Below are 15,380 nucleotides of genomic sequence, written 5' to 3'. Positions count from 1 at the left end.
TATGTTCTATAATCATTGAAGACATGTGAACGACAGGTCAAGTCAGCCGTCCGACGTCCAATCGAGAGGAAAGGAGTGATCGTGGCGCTCCAAAATCGATAACCAGTGCGTTAGTCAGCGGTCAGCTTGCGCCGGTGCGTCCGGAAAAACCGCAAAGACCCAGTGGGGACGTAACCCAAATACTGACCTATACCGCGAATTATACAGCCAGTGAGTATTTATGCCGAAGCGCCATAGAAAGTCCCGCCCCAAAGCACATGCCGCAGACAGTCTCTTGCAGGTCGCTTACTCACAATGCCAGATTACAATTATGCCTACTTATTGATCATTAATTTCTTTTGCTTAAAAATTGTTCGCCAGCTAACACATCCATCAACCTATAGGCTCTCCGCCAGCTTCCCATAGTCTCGGAAAATCCACATGAGTTCACCTGACGCCATCACAGATCCGGAACAGATCGTCACGCTCACCGCCGATGTTCGAAATACAGCTGAAACCAAGATCTCGGAAATCCATGCCATAACCGGCCGGACCAAGATGCTGGCCCTGAACGCGCTGATTGAGAGCGCGCGGGTGGGCGAGCTGGGGCGCGGGTTCGCGGTTGTCGCCGATGAGGTCAAAGGCGTTTCCGTCGAGATCGCACAGATTGCCGACGCGCTGCAGACTGAGCTCTCCGGTAAGGCTGAAATGCTGGAAACAATCGGACGTTCGATCGTCGATCAGATGAAGGGCCAGCGACTCGTCGACCTGTCGCTCAACGCGGTTGAGCTGATCGACAGGAATCTGTTCGAGCGGACATGTGATGTGCGCTGGTGGGCAACGGACAGCGCAATTGTCGACTGCCTGGCGGCGCCGTCCGAGGAAGCTTCCGCCTACGCCTCCAAGCGGCTTGGCGTGATCCTCTCCGCCTACACCGTCTACATTGATCTCTGGATCTGTGACGCGAGAGGGAACATCATCTCCAACGGCCGACCCGAGCGCTACAATGTTGCCGGCCGTTCGGTCGCCAACGCGGGCTGGTTCCGCGATGCCATGGCGACCCGCGACGGCGAGGAGTATTCAGTTGCCGATATCGCCACGAGCGTGGAGCTCGATGGCCAGCCAACAGCCACCTACGCGGCCGCGATCCGGGAAGGTGGCGAGAGTAATGGCGCCGTGCTTGGTGTGCTGGGTATTCATTTCGAATGGGAGCCGCAGGCACAGACCATCGTCGAGGGAGTCCGCTTCGAGAAAACCGAGGCCGACCGCTCTCGCGCCATGCTGCTCGACGCCAATTTCCGCGTCATCGCCGCGTCCGACCGTGAAGGCATCCTGAGCGAACGGTTCGATTTGAAAACCGGAGGCCGGAATAGCGGCCACTATACGCTTCCAAACGGCGCTGTGGTCGGCTTCCACAAGACGCCCGGCTACGAGACATATGAGGGCCTTGGCTGGTACGGCTGTGTCATCCAGAAGCCCGGCACCTGACAAACGGCTGGCGACCCCTTCGTCAGGTTTGCGTCACCGCCGCTCTATCCCGTGATGGCGCGCGCAAAGGCAGCGTCAAAACGACCGCAAGCAGCACCATGGCGGCAGAGACCCAGAGCGTCGCCATCAGTCCGGCAAGCTGATAGATGAGTCCAGACAAGAGCGTTCCGGCAAACCGTCCAACCGCATTCGCCATGTAATAGAAACCGACATTCAGCGCCACCTTGTCCGCGTCCGAATAAGCCACGATCAGATAGGAATGCAGCGCTGAATTGACGGCGAACACCACGCCGAACAGAAGCAACCCGCCAACCAGAATGATCGCGGGCGCATCGCCTGCTCCGAATCCGGCGGGCATCCAGCCGGGCGTCAGCCCAGCCGCGATCAAGGCCGGGAGCAGCGCCAGAACACCGCCCCAGAACACAGCGCTGCGCGCCGCCGTCCCGGCATCCCGTGTCCGGCGCAAAAACCGGGGAACCAGTGCCTGCACGATGCCGTACCCGACAACCCAGACCGCCATGAACAGGCCGACCCTGTCGAAGGACCAGCTTAGCTGGTCATAGAGAAAGATCGGCACACCAACGACAAACCAGACATCGCGGGAAGCGAACAGGAAAATCCGGGCGGCGGAAAGGAAGTTGATCTCGCGCGTCTTGGCGAAAAGGTCCCGCTTTCCGATCTTCGATTTCGACCGGCCGAGATCCGCCTTGATGGTGAGGAGCGCAGCGGCAAGAACAACCGCCAGCATGCCTGCCATGGCATAAAGCGCATGGGTAAAACCAAGCCCCTCCAGCATCACCCCGCCAAGCAGGAAGCCGACGCCCTTGAGCGCGTTCTTGGAGCCAGTCAGCACGGCGACCCAGCGGAACAGCAACCCGTCTTCTTCAGAGGCCACCACCAGCTTGACGGCGGATTTGGAACTCATCTTGGTCAGATCCTTGGCCACGCCGGAGAGCGCCTGCGCCACCATGACGTAACCAACCGAGAAAAATACCGTCCAAGCCGGGTCCATGGCCGAGAGCATGAGCAGCGCCGCGATCTGTACGGCTAGCCCGGCGAAGAGCGTGATCCGCAACCCGAAGCGCGCGCCGATCCAGCCGCCGAGGAAATTGGTGATCACCCCCATCGCCTCGTAAAGCAGGAAGAGGGAAGCGATATCGAGCGGGGTAAAACCGAGTTGGTGGAAATGCAGCAGCACCAGCATGCGCAACGCGCCGTCCGTCAGGGTGAAGGCCCAATAAGCAGCCGTCACGGACGCATAGGTTCGCCCGTCACCGCTCGGCACAGCCTTGTTGTCCGCCCAGGTCACAACCGTTCCGCCACGTACCGAGCAAGTTCCATCATCCGGTTCACATAACCCCACTCATTGTCGTACCAGGCATAGATCTTCGCCTGCGTGCCGTTCACCACCATCGTCGACGGCCCGTCGATAATAGCCGAGCGCGGATCGTCGGTGAAATCGGTAGAGACCAGCGGTCGCTCCTCGAAGCCGAGGATACCGGCAAGCGGGCCATCCGCCGACGCCCGGAATAATCCGTTCAGTTCCTCTACCGAGCTTTCCCGCTCCAGCTCGAACACGCAATCCGTCAGGGAGGCATTGAGCAACGGAACCCGCACCGCGTGGCCATCGAGCCGGCCCTTGAGTTCCGGGTAGATGATGCCGATCGCCGTGGCCGAGCCGGTGCTGGTCGGGATCAGCGCGTTCAGGGCCGAGCGTGCCCGGCGCAGATCTTTGTGCGGGCCGTCGACAATCGTCTGGGTGTTGGTGACGTCATGAATGGTGGTGATGGAGCCGTGCCGGACGCCGATTCCCTCATGCACGACCTTCACCACAGGCGCGAGGCAGTTCGTCGTGCAGGAAGCCGCCGTCAGCAGGTGATGTTGCTTCGGATCGTAGAGATGGTGGTTGACGCCCATGACGACATTCAGCGCGCCCTCTTCCTTGACCGGGGCGGAGACGATTACCTTGGCGATGCCATGGTCGTAATAGGGCTGGAGTGCGGCACCAGTCTTGAAGCGGCCGCTGCATTCAAGAACGATATCGATATCGTCGCCACTCCAGCAGCTTTCAGCCGGGGAAGCATGGCCTGTCAGCGGGATCTCCCGGCCATCGATCAGGATACCGTTCCCGGTATGACCGACGGATCGGTCCCAACGACGGTGCACTGTGTCAAATTCAAGCAGGTGCGCTGCCATTTCGGGCATGAAGCCGGGGTCGTTAATGGCAACGATCTCATAGCCATCGCGGCCCCACCAAGCCCGCGCGCCAAGGCGCCCCATCCGACCGAATCCGTTGATCGCGACACGCACGGTCATCTGCATCCCCCCTCATGCGCTCCCGCCGTCATCCCATGACCGGCTGCGCGAGGTGGAGAGTATGATTTACACTCCGTCATTTCAATGATATTTGAATTATTGAAATGAATGAACATGATGCAATCTCCGCACTCGGCGCGCTGGCTCAGGAATCGAGGCTTCAGGTCTATCGCAGGCTGATGAAAGCCGGACCGGAGGGTATCTCGGCGGGGGACCTGGCAGAGCAAGTCGGCGTCTCCAGATCCAGCCTCTCCTTTCATGTCGCGCAACTGGAGCGGGCAGGTCTCGTCCAGGCCCGCAGGCAGCATCGAAATATCTTCTATTCAGTCGAGATCGACGCGATGCGGCAGCTATTGGCTTTTCTGACGCAGGACTGCTGTAACGGAAATCCGGACATATGCGGCGACCTTGCCGATACAGCCGCCATGCGCAGGATCGATCCGGAATATGATCAACGCACCGACAAGGAACCTTTGGCATGAGCAATGAAACCGAAGCCCTTGAGGCCGCCCCAGGCGGTATCGGGTTCTTCGAGAAATGGCTTTCTCTCTGGGTCGCTCTCTGCATCGCGGCCGGGATACTGCTTGGCAATCTGGCGCCCGGACTGTTCGCCGTGCTTGCCGGGCTGGAATATGCCTCGGTCAATATCGTCGTCGCGGTGCTGATCTGGGCAATGGTCTATCCGATGATGGTGGCCGTCGATTTCGAGAGCCTGAAAAGCATCGGCGACCGGCCCAAGGGTCTGGTGATCACCCTGGTGGTGAACTGGATCGTCAAGCCCTTCACCATGGCAGCGCTCGGCATCCTGTTCTTCCGCTACCTGTATGAAGGGCTGATTTCTGCCGCCGACGCGGAGCAATATATCGCCGGGCTGATCCTGCTCGGCGCCGCGCCCTGCACCGCGATGGTCTTTGTCTGGTCCACCCTCACCAAAGGCGATCCGACCTACACGCTGGTACAGGTCTCTATCAACGACCTGATCATGATCATCGCCTTCGCGCCGATCTGCGGGCTGCTGCTCGGGGTGACGGAACTGACCGTGCCGTGGGAGACCCTGCTGCTCTCCGTGTTGCTCTATGTCGTCATCCCGCTCGGCGCCGGCTACATGACCCGACGCCATCTGACGGCGAAGGCGGCCAACCACGATGCGGGCGAGCAGATCGTCAATGATTTCACCGCACGGGTTAAACCCTTCTCCGTGCTTGGCCTGCTGGCAACAGTCGTCCTGCTGTTCGGCTTCCAGGGCCAGACCGTGCTGGAAAACCCGCTGACGATCCTGCTGATCGCCATCCCACTGATCCTGCAATCCTACGGCATCTTCGCCATCGCCTATGGCTGGGCGAAGGCCTGGAAAGTGCCGTTCAACGTCGCCGCGCCCTGCGCCATGATCGGCACCTCGAACTTCTTCGAACTCGCTGTCGCCGTCGCCATCAGCTTGTTCGGTCTTAATTCCGGTGCCGCACTGGCGACCGTAGTCGGCGTGCTGGTGGAGGTCCCGGTCATGCTCTCGCTGGTCGCGTTCGCAAACCGCACCAAACACTGGTTTTCCGCTGCATAAAAAAACCCGGGCCGCCGAAAGGGCGGCCCGGGTGAGCCCGAGTCTTCATAGGGAGGAGTCCCGGGTAAACTCAGTCGTGAATTTTGACGTACTCGAAATCGCCCGGCTTGTTGTCGATGCCGACACGCGGGGCGGAGATCCAGCCCGCAAACTGCCCGGGCTCGGTCACCGAGGACATCAAAGAAGTGATATAGTCACCATCTCCGGTGGTCGGCAGGAACTCGTCCCGGCGTGCGCCCCATTCAGCGTCACTCAGCACCTGGCCCTGCGGTGTGGTATGAACGTCGCGGAACTCGCCGATATGGCGGTGGAAGGCAACACTCGGCAGGGTGATCTCGAAATTGATCCCGGCCTTGCTGATGATCCTGTTCCAACGATTGATGCCGCCCTGGCAATCCCGGACGTAATCGTCACGCAGTCGCGCGTTAAGAGCGGACAGCGCCGGCTCATTGACCAGTTTCAGCTCGCTGCCGACCATCTTCAGCACCGGATAAGTATCGTTGACCAGACGGTGGTCGTCGTCGATCCGCTCTTCCTGGAACCGGCCCTTGAGGCCTGAATTGTAGCCGTTGGCAGCGTTGGTCGAGATTTCGGAGCCGAACAGGTCGAGGGACAGCGAGAAGTGCAGGTTCGCCTTTTTCTGCAAGGTTGGAAGATCGATCACGCCGAGGGCACGGACCTTCTCGATCTCGTACGGGTCTTCGATACCGGCTTCGCGCATCGCCTCGCAAGTGCGCTGCACAGTGCGGCCAACGCCGGTCTCGCCGACGAACATGTGGTGCGCTTCCTCGGTCAGCATGAAGCGGCAGGTCCGGGACAGCGGATCAAAGCCGGACTGGGCCAGACTTTCGAGCTGCATCTTGCCGTCACGATCTGTGAAGAAGGTGAACATGAAGAACGACAGCCAGTCAGGCGTGGACTCGTTGAAGGCACCCAGCATGCGCGGCTTGTCACCGTCACCGGAGCGGCGGTTGAGCAACTCGCCCGCTTCCTCGCGGCCGTCGCGGCCGAAATATTTCTGCAGCAAGTAAACCATGGCCCAGAGGTGACGGCCTTCCTCGACATTCACCTGGAACAGGTTGCGCATGTCATAGAGGGACGGCGCCGTTGTGCCGAGAAAGCGCTGCTGCTCGACCGAGGCCGGTTCCGTGTCGCCTTGGATCACCACCAGACGGCGCAACATGGCGCGGTATTCGCCCGGGATCTCATGCCAGACATCCTCGCCCTTGTGCTCACCGAAAGCGATCTTCCGGTTCTCTACCTGCGGGGCGAGAAGGATTCCCCAGCGATAGTCGGGCATCTTCACATAGTCGAACTTTGCCCAGCCTTTGGGATCAACGCTGACCGCCGTGCGGAGATAGACATCGGAGGTCTGGAAGCCTTCCGGCCCCTGATCCATCCACCAGTCGATATATCCCGGATGCCACTGCTCCAGCGCTTTCAGAACCTTGCGGTCGCTGGAGAGGTTGATGTTGTTCGGGATCTTGGTGTCATAGCTGACGTTCAGAACTTCATTCATGATCCGCGTCTCCTCTCGGTTTCGGGTCCAGCCTCTTGATGAGGGTTTGGGGCGATCAGACCCGCTTGATGTCGTATTCCGGCTGGCGGCCGGTGCCGTAGCGGCCGAGCGCACCGTCCGGACCAACCGCGTTCGGGCGCTGGAAGATCCAGTTCTGCCACGCGGTCAGGCGGCCGAAAATCTTGGTTTCCATGGTCTCCGGCCCGGCGAAACGCAGGTTCGCCTCCATGCCGGTGAGCGCATCGGGGGAGAAGCTGGAACGTTCCTCAAGGAACATCCGGACTTCGTCCTCCCAGTCGATATCGTCGAAGATGAAAGTGACGAGGCCGAGTTCGTCCGCCCGCTCCGCATCCAGACTCTCTCCGATCGAACCTTCCGCTTCCGTCACCGCCTCGGGGGCTCCAAGGAAGCGGGTTTGCAGCCGGGTCAGATCGTTGCTCATCGGGAACGGGCCGAAATTGGCCGGGCCGAGCGCGATTTCGGCGGGCGGGCGGTTATCGCCGTCAAGCTGGCCTTCAAGCATGTAACTGCGGTCGGCTGCGAACAACAGTTCCGCCAGCGATCCGGCAAAGCAGCTTCCCGGCTCAATCAGGGCCACCAAAGAGCGTGAGGTCACGTCGATCCGCTTCATCACCCGCTTCCAGTAAAGCGAGATCTCGCGGGCCAGCCAGTGACTGCGATTGGCGGCGATAAAGGCGTCATGCGCCAGCACCTTCGCGCCGTCTCCCACGGTTTTCAGGATCAGGGTGCCAATTTCCAGCTCGTTGATCCGCAGATGCAGGATCGCATCATCCAGCTCGCGGCACAGCTTCAGCATCCAGTAATCGGCACCGAGCGCGGCCAGCGCGTCTGTATCGGCCGGTACATCCTGCTCCGGGCCTTTGATAGTGATGCTGGCGTTACGCTCATCCCGGTCGATCTCGACCATGACCAGATCATACTGCACCAGAGCGCCTTCGATTTTCCGCTCGATTGGCGGAAAGGCGATGCCCTCGGCGTCCGACGGCCGGTCGGAGCTTTCCGCCATTGCCGCCACCCGTGCGGCGACCACGTCGTTAAACTTCGAGTTCGGGGCAACTTCGTCGACCAGATCCCAGTCCGCGGCGCGCTTGCCCTTGATGCCTTCCTCGATGGCGCAGAACACATCTGCCCGGTCCCGCCGGACCTTGCGCTTGTCCGTGACGCGGGTCAGCCCGCCCGTACCGGGCAGGACGGCAAGCAGCGGCGCTTCGGGCAGAGCGACCGAGGAAGAGCCGTCGTCGGTCAAAATGATATGGTCTGTGGCTAGGGCAAGCTCATAGCCGCCGCCAGCGCAGGCGCCCGTAACAGCCGCCAGATATTTCTGGCCGGACTCCGCGCTCGCCTCTTCCATGTAATTCCGGGTCTCGTTGGTGAATTTGCAGAAATTCACCTTATGGGCATGGGCCGCGCCAGCCAGCATGCGAATATTTGCACCGGCGCAGAAAACCCGGTCCTTGGCCGACCGCAGAACCACGACCTTCACTTCCGGGTGCTCGAACCGCAGCCGCTGGATTGCGTCATACAGCTCGATATCCACGCCGAGATCGTAGGAGTTCAGTTTCAGCTCATAGCCCTCGAACAGGCCGCCCTTTTCATCCACATCCATGACAAGGTCAGCACGGGCGCCGTCGAACACCAGTTTCCAGTGTTTGTAACGGGACGGATCTGTCCGAAAATCGATCATCATTTTTGCGCGTCTCCCATGAGGGCGCCACTCGCCGGGGCGCTCCGTCTTCTTCAAACGAAAAAGCACTATAATGCAAACACGAAAATTGACATGCATTATTTTGCATGTTGCGGGCTTATCTGGCTCAGGGCCTTCAGAAAAGCTGGTGTACGCCATCCTGCCCGCAGGGAGAAAAACCAACTGGCATTGGTAAAAAACAACGTGTACTGTAAATTATGCAGGGTTTTGCAGAATCATTCTCACTGGCCTTTCGGCTGATTATTTCTGCGGACGCCGATCTCGCGGAGATCGTGATGCTGTCGCTAAAGGTCAGCCTGTCCGCAACGCTGTGTGCTTGCATGATCGGCATGTCCCTTGGCGCTGCCATCGCCATCTTCCGCTTTCCGGGACGCGGCGTTTTGCTGGTCCTGACCAATGCCTTGATGGGACTGCCGCCGGTGGTAGTCGGGCTGGCGATCTACATGCTGCTGTCGAACGCGGGACCTTTCGGCACATTCCAGTTGCTCTATTCACCGACCGCCATGATCATTGCGCAAACCGTGCTGGTAACTCCCATCGCGACAGCCCTGACCCGTCAGGTCATCGGCGATCTGCATAAAGAGTATGATGAGCAACTGCGCTCCCTCGCTCTCGGACCTTTCTTCACGCTCACGACACTACTCTGGGACGCACGGTTTTCCCTGATCACCGTAGCGCTGGCCGGGTTCGGGCGGGCTGTAGCGGAGGTCGGGGCGGTGATCATCGTCGGTGGCAACATCAACCATTTGACCAGGGTTATGACAACGGCCATCGCACTGGAAACATCGAAAGGCGATCTCGCCCTAGCTCTGGCGCTCGGCATCATCCTGATCGGCATCTCGATCAGCGTGAATGCAGCCCTGATGGCCCTGAAAGGGACGGCGCGGCGGTTTGCCTATGAATAACATCCCGCAGAATGTCAGCCAGAATGCGAGCTTCGTGGCAACCAATCCGCTCTTGCCGCTGCGCGCCGACGACATCAGCTTCGCACCCGACGGGCTTGCCCTACTGGACAAGGTTAGCCTGCAAATTGCCGAAGGCGGCGTCAGCATGATCCTCGGGCCGAACGGTGCCGGGAAAAGCATCCTGATGCGCATCCTGCACGGATTAATTCCGGCAAGCGCCGGCACGGTGACCTGGCGTGGGCAAACCGCCAATCGGGAGACCCGCAGGCGGCAGGCCATGGTCTTCCAGAAGCCGGTGCTGCTGCGCCGGTCTGTAGCGGCCAATCTCGATCACGCCCTTAATGCAGCTGGTGTTCCGCGCGCTGAGCGCAACCAGCGCACAACAGACGCCTTGCAGGAAGCAGACATCGCGCATCTGGCGGCGCGCCCGGCCCGTGTTCTCTCCGGCGGCGAGCAGCAACGCCTTGCCCTCGCCCGCGCCCTCAGTCTGCGGCCGGACGTGCTGTTCCTGGATGAGCCCACCGCCAGCCTCGATCCTGCCTCCACAGCCGCTATCGAAGCGCTCATGCTGGCGGCGGAACGGCGGGGCTGCAAGATCGTCATGATCAGCCACGACATCCATCAGGCCCGGCGTCTCGCGTCGGACATCATCTTTATGGATCGAGGCCGGATCGCAGAACACAGCGCCGCTACCGCCTTCTTCGACACGCCCTCAAGCGCAGCCGCGCGCGACTACCTCGCTGGACGGCTGCACCTGCCGGACGGCACCTGACCGGACACATCACCGACCAATGGGAGCAAACGTAATGAAACACCTGCAGAGGGTTTTGGGAGGGCTCGCACTCGCGGCGATGCTCGCTCTGACGGGAACCGGCAATGCCATAGCCGCAGACAAGTTCATCATCCTGCAATCGACAACCTCAACGCAGAATTCAGGTCTGTTCGACTACATGTTGCCTGTCTTCACCAAGAAGACGGGGATCGAAGTCCGGGTCGTGGCCGTTGGGACCGGCCAGGCGCTCAAGAATGCGCGGAACGGAGATGGGGATGTCCTGTTCGTGCACGCCAAACCGGCGGAGGAGAAATTCGTCTCCGAAGGTTTCGGCGTTAGGCGCCAAGACGTGATGTTCAACGATTTCGTCATCGTCGGCCCAGCTGCCGATCCGGCGAAAGTCGGCGGCATGAAGGATGCACCGGCTGCGCTCAAGATGATCGCCGATGCCAAAACACCTTTCGCATCGCGCGGCGATGACAGCGGCACGCACAAGAAAGAACGCCGGCTCTGGACGGCAGCCGGTGTCGATGCGGACGCCTCTAGCGGCTCCTGGTACCGTGAGACCGGCTCAGGCATGGGCGCGACCCTCAATGCTGCCGTCGGCATGGGCGCCTATGCCCTGACAGACCGGGCCACCTGGATCAGCTTCAAGAACAAAGCTGATTTCAAGGTCCAGGTCGAAGGCGACAAGGTGCTGTTCAACCAGTATGGCGTCATTCTGGTGAATCCGGCCAAGCACCCAGTCGTGAAAGAAGAACTCGGCCAGAGCTTCATCGACTGGGTGACCGGCGATGAAGGTCAGAAGACCATCAACAGCTACAAGCTGAACGGCCAACAGCTTTTCTTTGCAAACGCCCGCTAGCCAGTCAAGCCAAGGGTCAGGGCGCGTTGTCCCTGACCCGGCCGCATTCCGACACGTCGTATCCGCCAAGTTCCGCCGCCCGTTCATGGAACACGGCCCCGGACGCAAAATCGAGCAGGGCCTGGAACGGCGGCTCGAAATAGAATCTCCGGCAAACAAGCAGATCGAACCGTTCATCGACCAGAGGAATGAAGTCGAGCCCATGCTGCCGTGCTACACTCTCCAGCCCGAGACCCGCCTCAGCCCGGCCGACACGCACCGCTTCGGCCACATCTGTCTCCGTCCGCGCCGGTAAATCAAGCCAGCTCACATCTGTCTCAGCCAGACCGCCGCGCGCCATCAGCTGCTCCAGCAAAAGCTGGCTTCCCGCATGGGCCTGCCGCTGGGCCACCCTCTTTCCCGCCAGGTGGGAGATGTTACCGATTCCGCTGGGATTGCACGGAGCGACGATGAGCCCGCGCGTGCGGCTTGCCCAGGAGATCAGCACAGCGTTGCGAGTTGGACCAAGCGCCCGTACAGCCGACAGATTCCAGCCCGCGGCGTCTTCCTCGGGAATATGAATGCCCGCGACCGAAGCTTCCCGACTCTCGAAACGGGCAATGCCATCAAGACTTCCATCGAAAAGCGTCGGCAGGCCAGCGCCGGATTCCCGCAAGGCCCAATCGAGCAGGGGATCATGGCTTCCCGCCACAATCTCGGCAGGGCGCGGGAACTCGGCCATCGGCGACGTCACAGCAGCTTCGGCCGCACCGGTGCTGGTATCCCCGGCGATCCAGGCCTCGATCTCACCACGGGGGAACAGCAATTTGCCGGTAACTCGGCGGCAGGGAACCTCACCATCCGCGACGAGCTGGTAGATCTTGCGTTCTTTCACCCGCAATAACTCCGCAAGCTCGCGGACGGTCAAATAAGCGGGAGGCGGAACGGTCATTGGTGTCGCGGCTCGCAGATCATGAAAATCATCACCGGAAGCCTTACTGGCGGTATCTGCCCCCGTCAATCTGAAGCCGACTTCAAGGAGAGGGCATAGGCGATCAACGCGTCGAGATCATCAACGGTCATTTCGGCTTCCGCAGCGTTCGCCGGTAACGGCGTCAGCGGCTCGACACCCTCCATCCGAACGAAGGCCGGATGCGGGCGGCGGTCAAAGAACGTGGCGAACCGGTGCTCGCCATCCGGAAGCGACATGAGCAAACGAAAAGACGGAGTGCTGCCTATTCCGCCCAGTCTATTCCCGGCGTCGACAACATGGCATCGGGCACAATGAACAAGCGCGACTTCCCGCCCCATTTCCCTAAGGCCAGTATCGTCAGCCCGAGCCGGAAAACAGGCCGCCAACGTTCCGATGACTATGCAGGCCGGCGCCCGGAGCATCACTAGAGCCGAACGTCGCCCGTGGCTGACTGATTGACTGTTTCGGTACTGAGATCGATCAGGTGGAGGCCTCCCCACGCAACGCCGGTGATGACGACCAGACCAATCAGGGCCGCGACGAAGGCTTTCATTTCATTCTCCCTTGTTTTGTTCGGCTTGACGTTCGGCGAACGCCAGTGCCTGACGTAAAAAATGCAGCAATGCGCGCCGGTCTTCGGAGCTGCGAAGCCGCTGCAGCGGCATCTTGGTGCCCGGAACCACGTGTTGCGGCCCCTTCTCGAAGAGCGCGCCGATGGTATCCTCGCTCCAGACGATATCGCTCTCGAGCAATGCTTTCGAATAGGGGTATCCGGCAACCGTCCCAACCCGGCGGCCGAACACACCGTAAAGAGTAGGACCAGCCCGGTTGCCGCCATCGGGTGTCAGGGTGTGGCACACGGCACAGGTTCCGAACAGTTCCGACCCTCGTTTCGCGAGAACATCTCCCGGCGGCACATAGGGCTCCTCATCAGCAACATCCCGCCCCCCGATCTGCAGGCCGGTATCGAGGTCCCAGCGGATTACACGCCCATCGCGTCCAGCGGAAAGAAGCTCGCCGCCGCCCGGAGTGAAAGCAACCGACCAGACCGGCCCCTTATGCCCCCGAAGGGTTTTCAACGGCTTCCCGTCCGCGAGCGACCAGAAGACGATCTGCCCGCGCGCACCGCCCGTCGCAAAACGCTTACCGTCCGGCGTAATGGCGATTGAAAGCACCGGAGCTTCATGCCCGAGCATGAACCGGCGCTCCTCCCTGGTTTCCGTATCGAACAGGCGCACGGCCTCATCGGTCCCCGCAACCACGAGCGTCTTACCATCCGGGGACAGGGAAAGCCGGTTCACCGGCAGCCCTATTTCGCCAAAGACTTCCATCGCCTGTGAGGCATGGGTCCAAAGACGGATGGTGCCATCATATCCAGCGCTGAAGAGCCGCTCACCGTCGCCGGCAAAGAGGATTGCATTGACCGGTCCGACATGGCCTTTCAGGACTATCGCTGCGGCATCACCTGTAAGCGGACTGATCCGAACCATGCCGTCGAACCCGGCGGACGCGATCAGATTTCCGTCCGGAGACACGGCCACCGCCGACACGTTCCCGTCATGCCGGTGCAGGACGCGCAGGGGTTCCGCCTCCCCGATCCGCCAGAGATAGACGGCGCCATCATTGCCGCCGGAAACAACAACCCCCGTCTGCCGGACGAAAGCGACGTCGGCTACAGCCGCATCATGGCCATACATCAGGGTAAGGGCTTTCTCGGCAGCGAGGTCCCAATGAATGACGGAGTAATCGAAACCCGCGGTCAGAACTGTTTCGCCATCGTCGGAGACGGCGACAGCGTGCACCGGCCCGCCATGACCGACCAGCTCCGCATCAGCCGGCGAGCGGGGCGTGAAAACACATAACAAGGCGAGGAGAACGGACGCGAACCAGCCTGGGGTCGCGCCCGTTACAGATTGTTTAGCACTGCCGTTCCCTCGTCGCACGATGGGTCTCGGCCGTCGCGCCTAGTCCGAGCCGGACGAGGCTTGGTGTGCTTTGACTTCTTCGACCCAGAGGCTGTGATGCTCCTTGGCCCAGTTCTCGTCCACCTGGCCGCTGCCCATGGCATCGAACGCGCCTTCCATACCGATCGAGCCTATATAGATATGAGCGATGATCACCACGATCAGGCCGATACCGACAACGGCATGCCACAGCTGGGACAGTTGCATTTCCTGCATCACCGTCAACTGAGTCGGCAAACTGGCACCGAATATGTTGATAAAGGCAAAAGTCTTTCCGAACATCTGAATCTCGAACGGAAAGAGCAGCGCAACGCCCGAAACACTGATTGACGCGCCTCCTATAATAACTGACCAGAAAATCAGCTTCTGTCCTGCATTGAACTTCTTTGCCGGCGGGTGGACACCTTTGGTGAACAATCCACCAGCCTTCGCGATCCAATTGAGATCAGTCCGACTTGGGATGTTATGTCCGACCCAGAGCACAAACATCATGACGACCCCCACCATGAAGGGGAACGCAAGGTAGTTATGCATGTACTTGCCGGCCACGGTGATAACCGAGAAGGCATCAGCGCCAATCAGCGGTAGGAGCGCATAACGGCCATAGAGCACGTTGAGTCCGGTTAGCGCCAACACCACGAAACTTGTCGCGGTCAGCCAGTGGGCAAAGCGCTCAACCGTATTGAAACGCTCGATCAGCTTGCCGCTAAGGCCATGCTCGACCTTGATCCGGCCACGCAGGATGAAGAAGACGCACAACAGGATGACCATGCCGAGCAGGGCCCAGGCACCGAACACCGATAGCGGTCCGTTGCGAAAAGCTCGCCAGTTCTCTCCCTCGGACTGGACCAGAACACCAGCTCGGGCGTCCGGGATCGAGACATTTCCCTGTTCGCCCTGACGCACGGCGCGCCAGAAATCAGTATCGCTCGATGCGCCGAGCGCATTGCCCGGAACTTTTCCGGCTTGCTGCGCCGAAGCTGTGGAAATGTAGGTCGTGCCGGTCATCGAGCCTAGGCCAGTAACAATGGTAACGACCGCCGCCAGACAGGCGAGATATTTGGTGAATGCCGAGAATGTCATGCTGAGATCTCCCCCGGGGCCTAGAGGTCAAAACCCTGTCGGCGGCCGCGGTCGCGGATCTCCAACAAGGTTTCTTCTGACAAGCGCTGGTCTGACTTACCGAGATAGGTGCCTTTTTTGAACAGGAGCACCCGGTCTTGCTCGGTCTCCCGGCAGCCGCCAAGCAGCGCCAGGACGAGCACCGCGAGTGCCGCGCCGCGAATCCAGTTCGGACGAAGTGAAATCATGTCCGTTTGACTCCTCGAAAGATGCA

16 protein-coding genes are annotated in these 15,380 nt (G+C 60.4%); 6 read left to right on the top strand and 10 right to left on the bottom strand.

Annotated elements, in window-relative coordinates; all coding sequences use genetic code 11:
- Positions 1–420 precede the first annotated feature (420 nt).
- Entirely contained in the window at positions 421–1,467 is a 1,047-nt protein-coding gene (locus tag ABJ076_RS19160) for a methyl-accepting chemotaxis protein (protein WP_348189754.1), read from the top strand.
- A gap of 22 nt (positions 1,468–1,489) precedes the next feature.
- On the opposite strand, the gene arsJ is transcribed toward ABJ076_RS19160, so the two are convergent.
- Together arsJ and ABJ076_RS19150 are read right to left on the bottom strand one after the other, a co-directional pair.
- Positions 1,490–2,776: an organoarsenical effux MFS transporter ArsJ gene (arsJ, locus tag ABJ076_RS19155; protein WP_348198177.1), complete on the bottom strand. Its 1,287-nt coding sequence runs from the start codon at positions 2,774–2,776 to the stop codon at positions 1,490–1,492.
- Complete coding sequence (locus ABJ076_RS19150) at positions 2,773–3,783, bottom strand: ArsJ-associated glyceraldehyde-3-phosphate dehydrogenase (protein ID WP_348189758.1); 1,011 nt, start codon at positions 3,781–3,783, stop codon at positions 2,773–2,775. Before ABJ076_RS19150 ends, arsJ begins: the two co-directional genes overlap by 4 nt.
- A gap of 104 nt (positions 3,784–3,887) precedes the next feature.
- Between ABJ076_RS19150 and ABJ076_RS19145 the strand changes: the two genes are divergently transcribed.
- Together ABJ076_RS19145 and arsB are read left to right on the top strand one after the other, a co-directional pair.
- Positions 3,888–4,265 carry a metalloregulator ArsR/SmtB family transcription factor gene (locus ABJ076_RS19145; protein ID WP_348189760.1) on the top strand — a complete coding sequence of 126 codons (378 nt, stop codon included), beginning with the start codon at positions 3,888–3,890 and terminating at the stop codon, positions 4,263–4,265.
- A complete protein-coding gene (gene arsB / locus ABJ076_RS19140; RefSeq protein ID WP_348189762.1) occupies positions 4,262–5,341 on the top strand; it encodes an ACR3 family arsenite efflux transporter in 1,080 nt (359 codons plus the stop codon). Before ABJ076_RS19145 ends, arsB begins: the two co-directional genes overlap by 4 nt.
- Before the next feature lie 70 nt (positions 5,342–5,411).
- Here the strand turns inward: arsB and boxB are convergent, their stop codons facing one another.
- Both boxB and boxC read right to left on the bottom strand, forming a co-directional pair.
- Positions 5,412–6,860, bottom strand: coding sequence for a benzoyl-CoA 2,3-epoxidase subunit BoxB (gene boxB, locus ABJ076_RS19135; protein WP_348189764.1), 1,449 nt, complete (start codon positions 6,858–6,860; stop codon positions 5,412–5,414).
- A gap of 55 nt (positions 6,861–6,915) precedes the next feature.
- Positions 6,916–8,568: a 2,3-epoxybenzoyl-CoA dihydrolase gene (gene boxC / locus ABJ076_RS19130; protein ID WP_348189766.1), complete on the bottom strand. Its 1,653-nt coding sequence runs from the start codon at positions 8,566–8,568 to the stop codon at positions 6,916–6,918.
- A 293-nt stretch (positions 8,569–8,861) separates the two neighbouring features.
- Between boxC and ABJ076_RS19125 the strand changes: the two genes are divergently transcribed.
- From ABJ076_RS19125 to ABJ076_RS19115, 3 genes are read left to right on the top strand one after another with little or no spacing between them, the layout of a single operon-like run.
- Complete coding sequence (locus ABJ076_RS19125; protein WP_348189768.1) at positions 8,862–9,491, top strand: ABC transporter permease; 630 nt, start codon at positions 8,862–8,864, stop codon at positions 9,489–9,491.
- Complete coding sequence (locus tag ABJ076_RS19120) at positions 9,484–10,263, top strand: ATP-binding cassette domain-containing protein (protein WP_348189770.1); 780 nt, start codon at positions 9,484–9,486, stop codon at positions 10,261–10,263. The genes ABJ076_RS19125 and ABJ076_RS19120 overlap by 8 nt, the downstream gene beginning before the upstream one ends.
- Before the next feature lie 34 nt (positions 10,264–10,297).
- Positions 10,298–11,128 carry a substrate-binding domain-containing protein gene (locus ABJ076_RS19115; RefSeq protein ID WP_348189772.1) on the top strand — a complete coding sequence of 277 codons (831 nt, stop codon included), beginning with the start codon at positions 10,298–10,300 and terminating at the stop codon, positions 11,126–11,128.
- Positions 11,129–11,144: 16 nt separating this feature from the next.
- Here the strand turns inward: ABJ076_RS19115 and ABJ076_RS19110 are convergent, their stop codons facing one another.
- The 6 genes from ABJ076_RS19110 to ABJ076_RS19085 all read right to left on the bottom strand — a co-directional run bounded on the left by ABJ076_RS19110 (position 11,145) and on the right by ABJ076_RS19085 (position 15,354).
- The gene (locus ABJ076_RS19110; protein ID WP_348189774.1) at positions 11,145–12,059 is read right to left on the bottom strand and encodes a helix-turn-helix transcriptional regulator; all 915 of its coding nucleotides are present in this window, start codon (positions 12,057–12,059) and stop codon (positions 11,145–11,147) included.
- Positions 12,060–12,124: 65 nt separating this feature from the next.
- Positions 12,125–12,502, bottom strand: coding sequence for a c-type cytochrome (locus ABJ076_RS19105; protein ID WP_348189775.1), 378 nt, complete (start codon positions 12,500–12,502; stop codon positions 12,125–12,127).
- Between the two features lie 2 nt (positions 12,503–12,504).
- Positions 12,505–12,633: a hypothetical protein gene (locus tag ABJ076_RS19100; RefSeq protein ID WP_348189776.1), complete on the bottom strand. Its 129-nt coding sequence runs from the start codon at positions 12,631–12,633 to the stop codon at positions 12,505–12,507.
- A 1-nt stretch (position 12,634) separates the two neighbouring features.
- Positions 12,635–14,023 carry a c-type cytochrome gene (locus tag ABJ076_RS19095; protein ID WP_348189777.1) on the bottom strand — a complete coding sequence of 463 codons (1,389 nt, stop codon included), beginning with the start codon at positions 14,021–14,023 and terminating at the stop codon, positions 12,635–12,637.
- 21 nt (positions 14,024–14,044) lie between these two features.
- Complete coding sequence (locus ABJ076_RS19090) at positions 14,045–15,127, bottom strand: formate dehydrogenase subunit gamma (RefSeq protein WP_348189778.1); 1,083 nt, start codon at positions 15,125–15,127, stop codon at positions 14,045–14,047.
- A 20-nt stretch (positions 15,128–15,147) separates the two neighbouring features.
- On the bottom strand, positions 15,148–15,354 hold the full coding sequence (locus ABJ076_RS19085) for a hypothetical protein (protein ID WP_348189779.1): 207 nt from the start codon (positions 15,352–15,354) through the stop codon (positions 15,148–15,150).
- Between the last annotated feature and the right edge of the window lie 26 nt (positions 15,355–15,380).

The sequence above is a fragment of the Nisaea sp. genome (assembly GCF_039990255.1).
Taxonomy (GTDB): domain Bacteria; phylum Pseudomonadota; class Alphaproteobacteria; order Thalassobaculales; family Thalassobaculaceae; genus Nisaea.
The sequence above is the reverse complement of the archived record's forward strand: the minus strand, read 5'-3'. Positions and strand labels throughout refer to the sequence as shown.

Bases quoted from the DNA above. Each gene is read 5' to 3' on its own strand.
- ABJ076_RS19160 (WP_348189754.1), top strand. From the start codon at position 421: ATGAGTTCACCTGACGCCATCACAGATCCGGAACAGATCGTCACGCTC.
- ABJ076_RS19150 (WP_348189758.1), bottom strand. From the start codon at position 3,783: ATGACCGTGCGTGTCGCGATCAACGGATTCGGTCGGATGGGGCGCCTT.
- ABJ076_RS19145 (WP_348189760.1), top strand. From the start codon at position 3,888: ATGAATGAACATGATGCAATCTCCGCACTCGGCGCGCTGGCTCAGGAA.
- arsB (WP_348189762.1), top strand. From the start codon at position 4,262: ATGAGCAATGAAACCGAAGCCCTTGAGGCCGCCCCAGGCGGTATCGGG.
- boxB (WP_348189764.1), bottom strand. From the start codon at position 6,860: ATGAATGAAGTTCTGAACGTCAGCTATGACACCAAGATCCCGAACAAC.
- boxC (WP_348189766.1), bottom strand. From the start codon at position 8,568: ATGATGATCGATTTTCGGACAGATCCGTCCCGTTACAAACACTGGAAA.
- ABJ076_RS19125 (WP_348189768.1), top strand. From the start codon at position 8,862: ATGCTGTCGCTAAAGGTCAGCCTGTCCGCAACGCTGTGTGCTTGCATG.
- ABJ076_RS19120 (WP_348189770.1), top strand. From the start codon at position 9,484: ATGAATAACATCCCGCAGAATGTCAGCCAGAATGCGAGCTTCGTGGCA.
- ABJ076_RS19115 (WP_348189772.1), top strand. From the start codon at position 10,298: ATGAAACACCTGCAGAGGGTTTTGGGAGGGCTCGCACTCGCGGCGATG.
- ABJ076_RS19110 (WP_348189774.1), bottom strand. From the start codon at position 12,059: ATGACCGTTCCGCCTCCCGCTTATTTGACCGTCCGCGAGCTTGCGGAG.
- ABJ076_RS19105 (WP_348189775.1), bottom strand. From the start codon at position 12,502: ATGCTCCGGGCGCCGGCCTGCATAGTCATCGGAACGTTGGCGGCCTGT.
- ABJ076_RS19100 (WP_348189776.1), bottom strand. From the start codon at position 12,633: ATGAAAGCCTTCGTCGCGGCCCTGATTGGTCTGGTCGTCATCACCGGC.
- ABJ076_RS19090 (WP_348189778.1), bottom strand. From the start codon at position 15,127: ATGACATTCTCGGCATTCACCAAATATCTCGCCTGTCTGGCGGCGGTC.
- ABJ076_RS19085 (WP_348189779.1), bottom strand. From the start codon at position 15,354: ATGATTTCACTTCGTCCGAACTGGATTCGCGGCGCGGCACTCGCGGTG.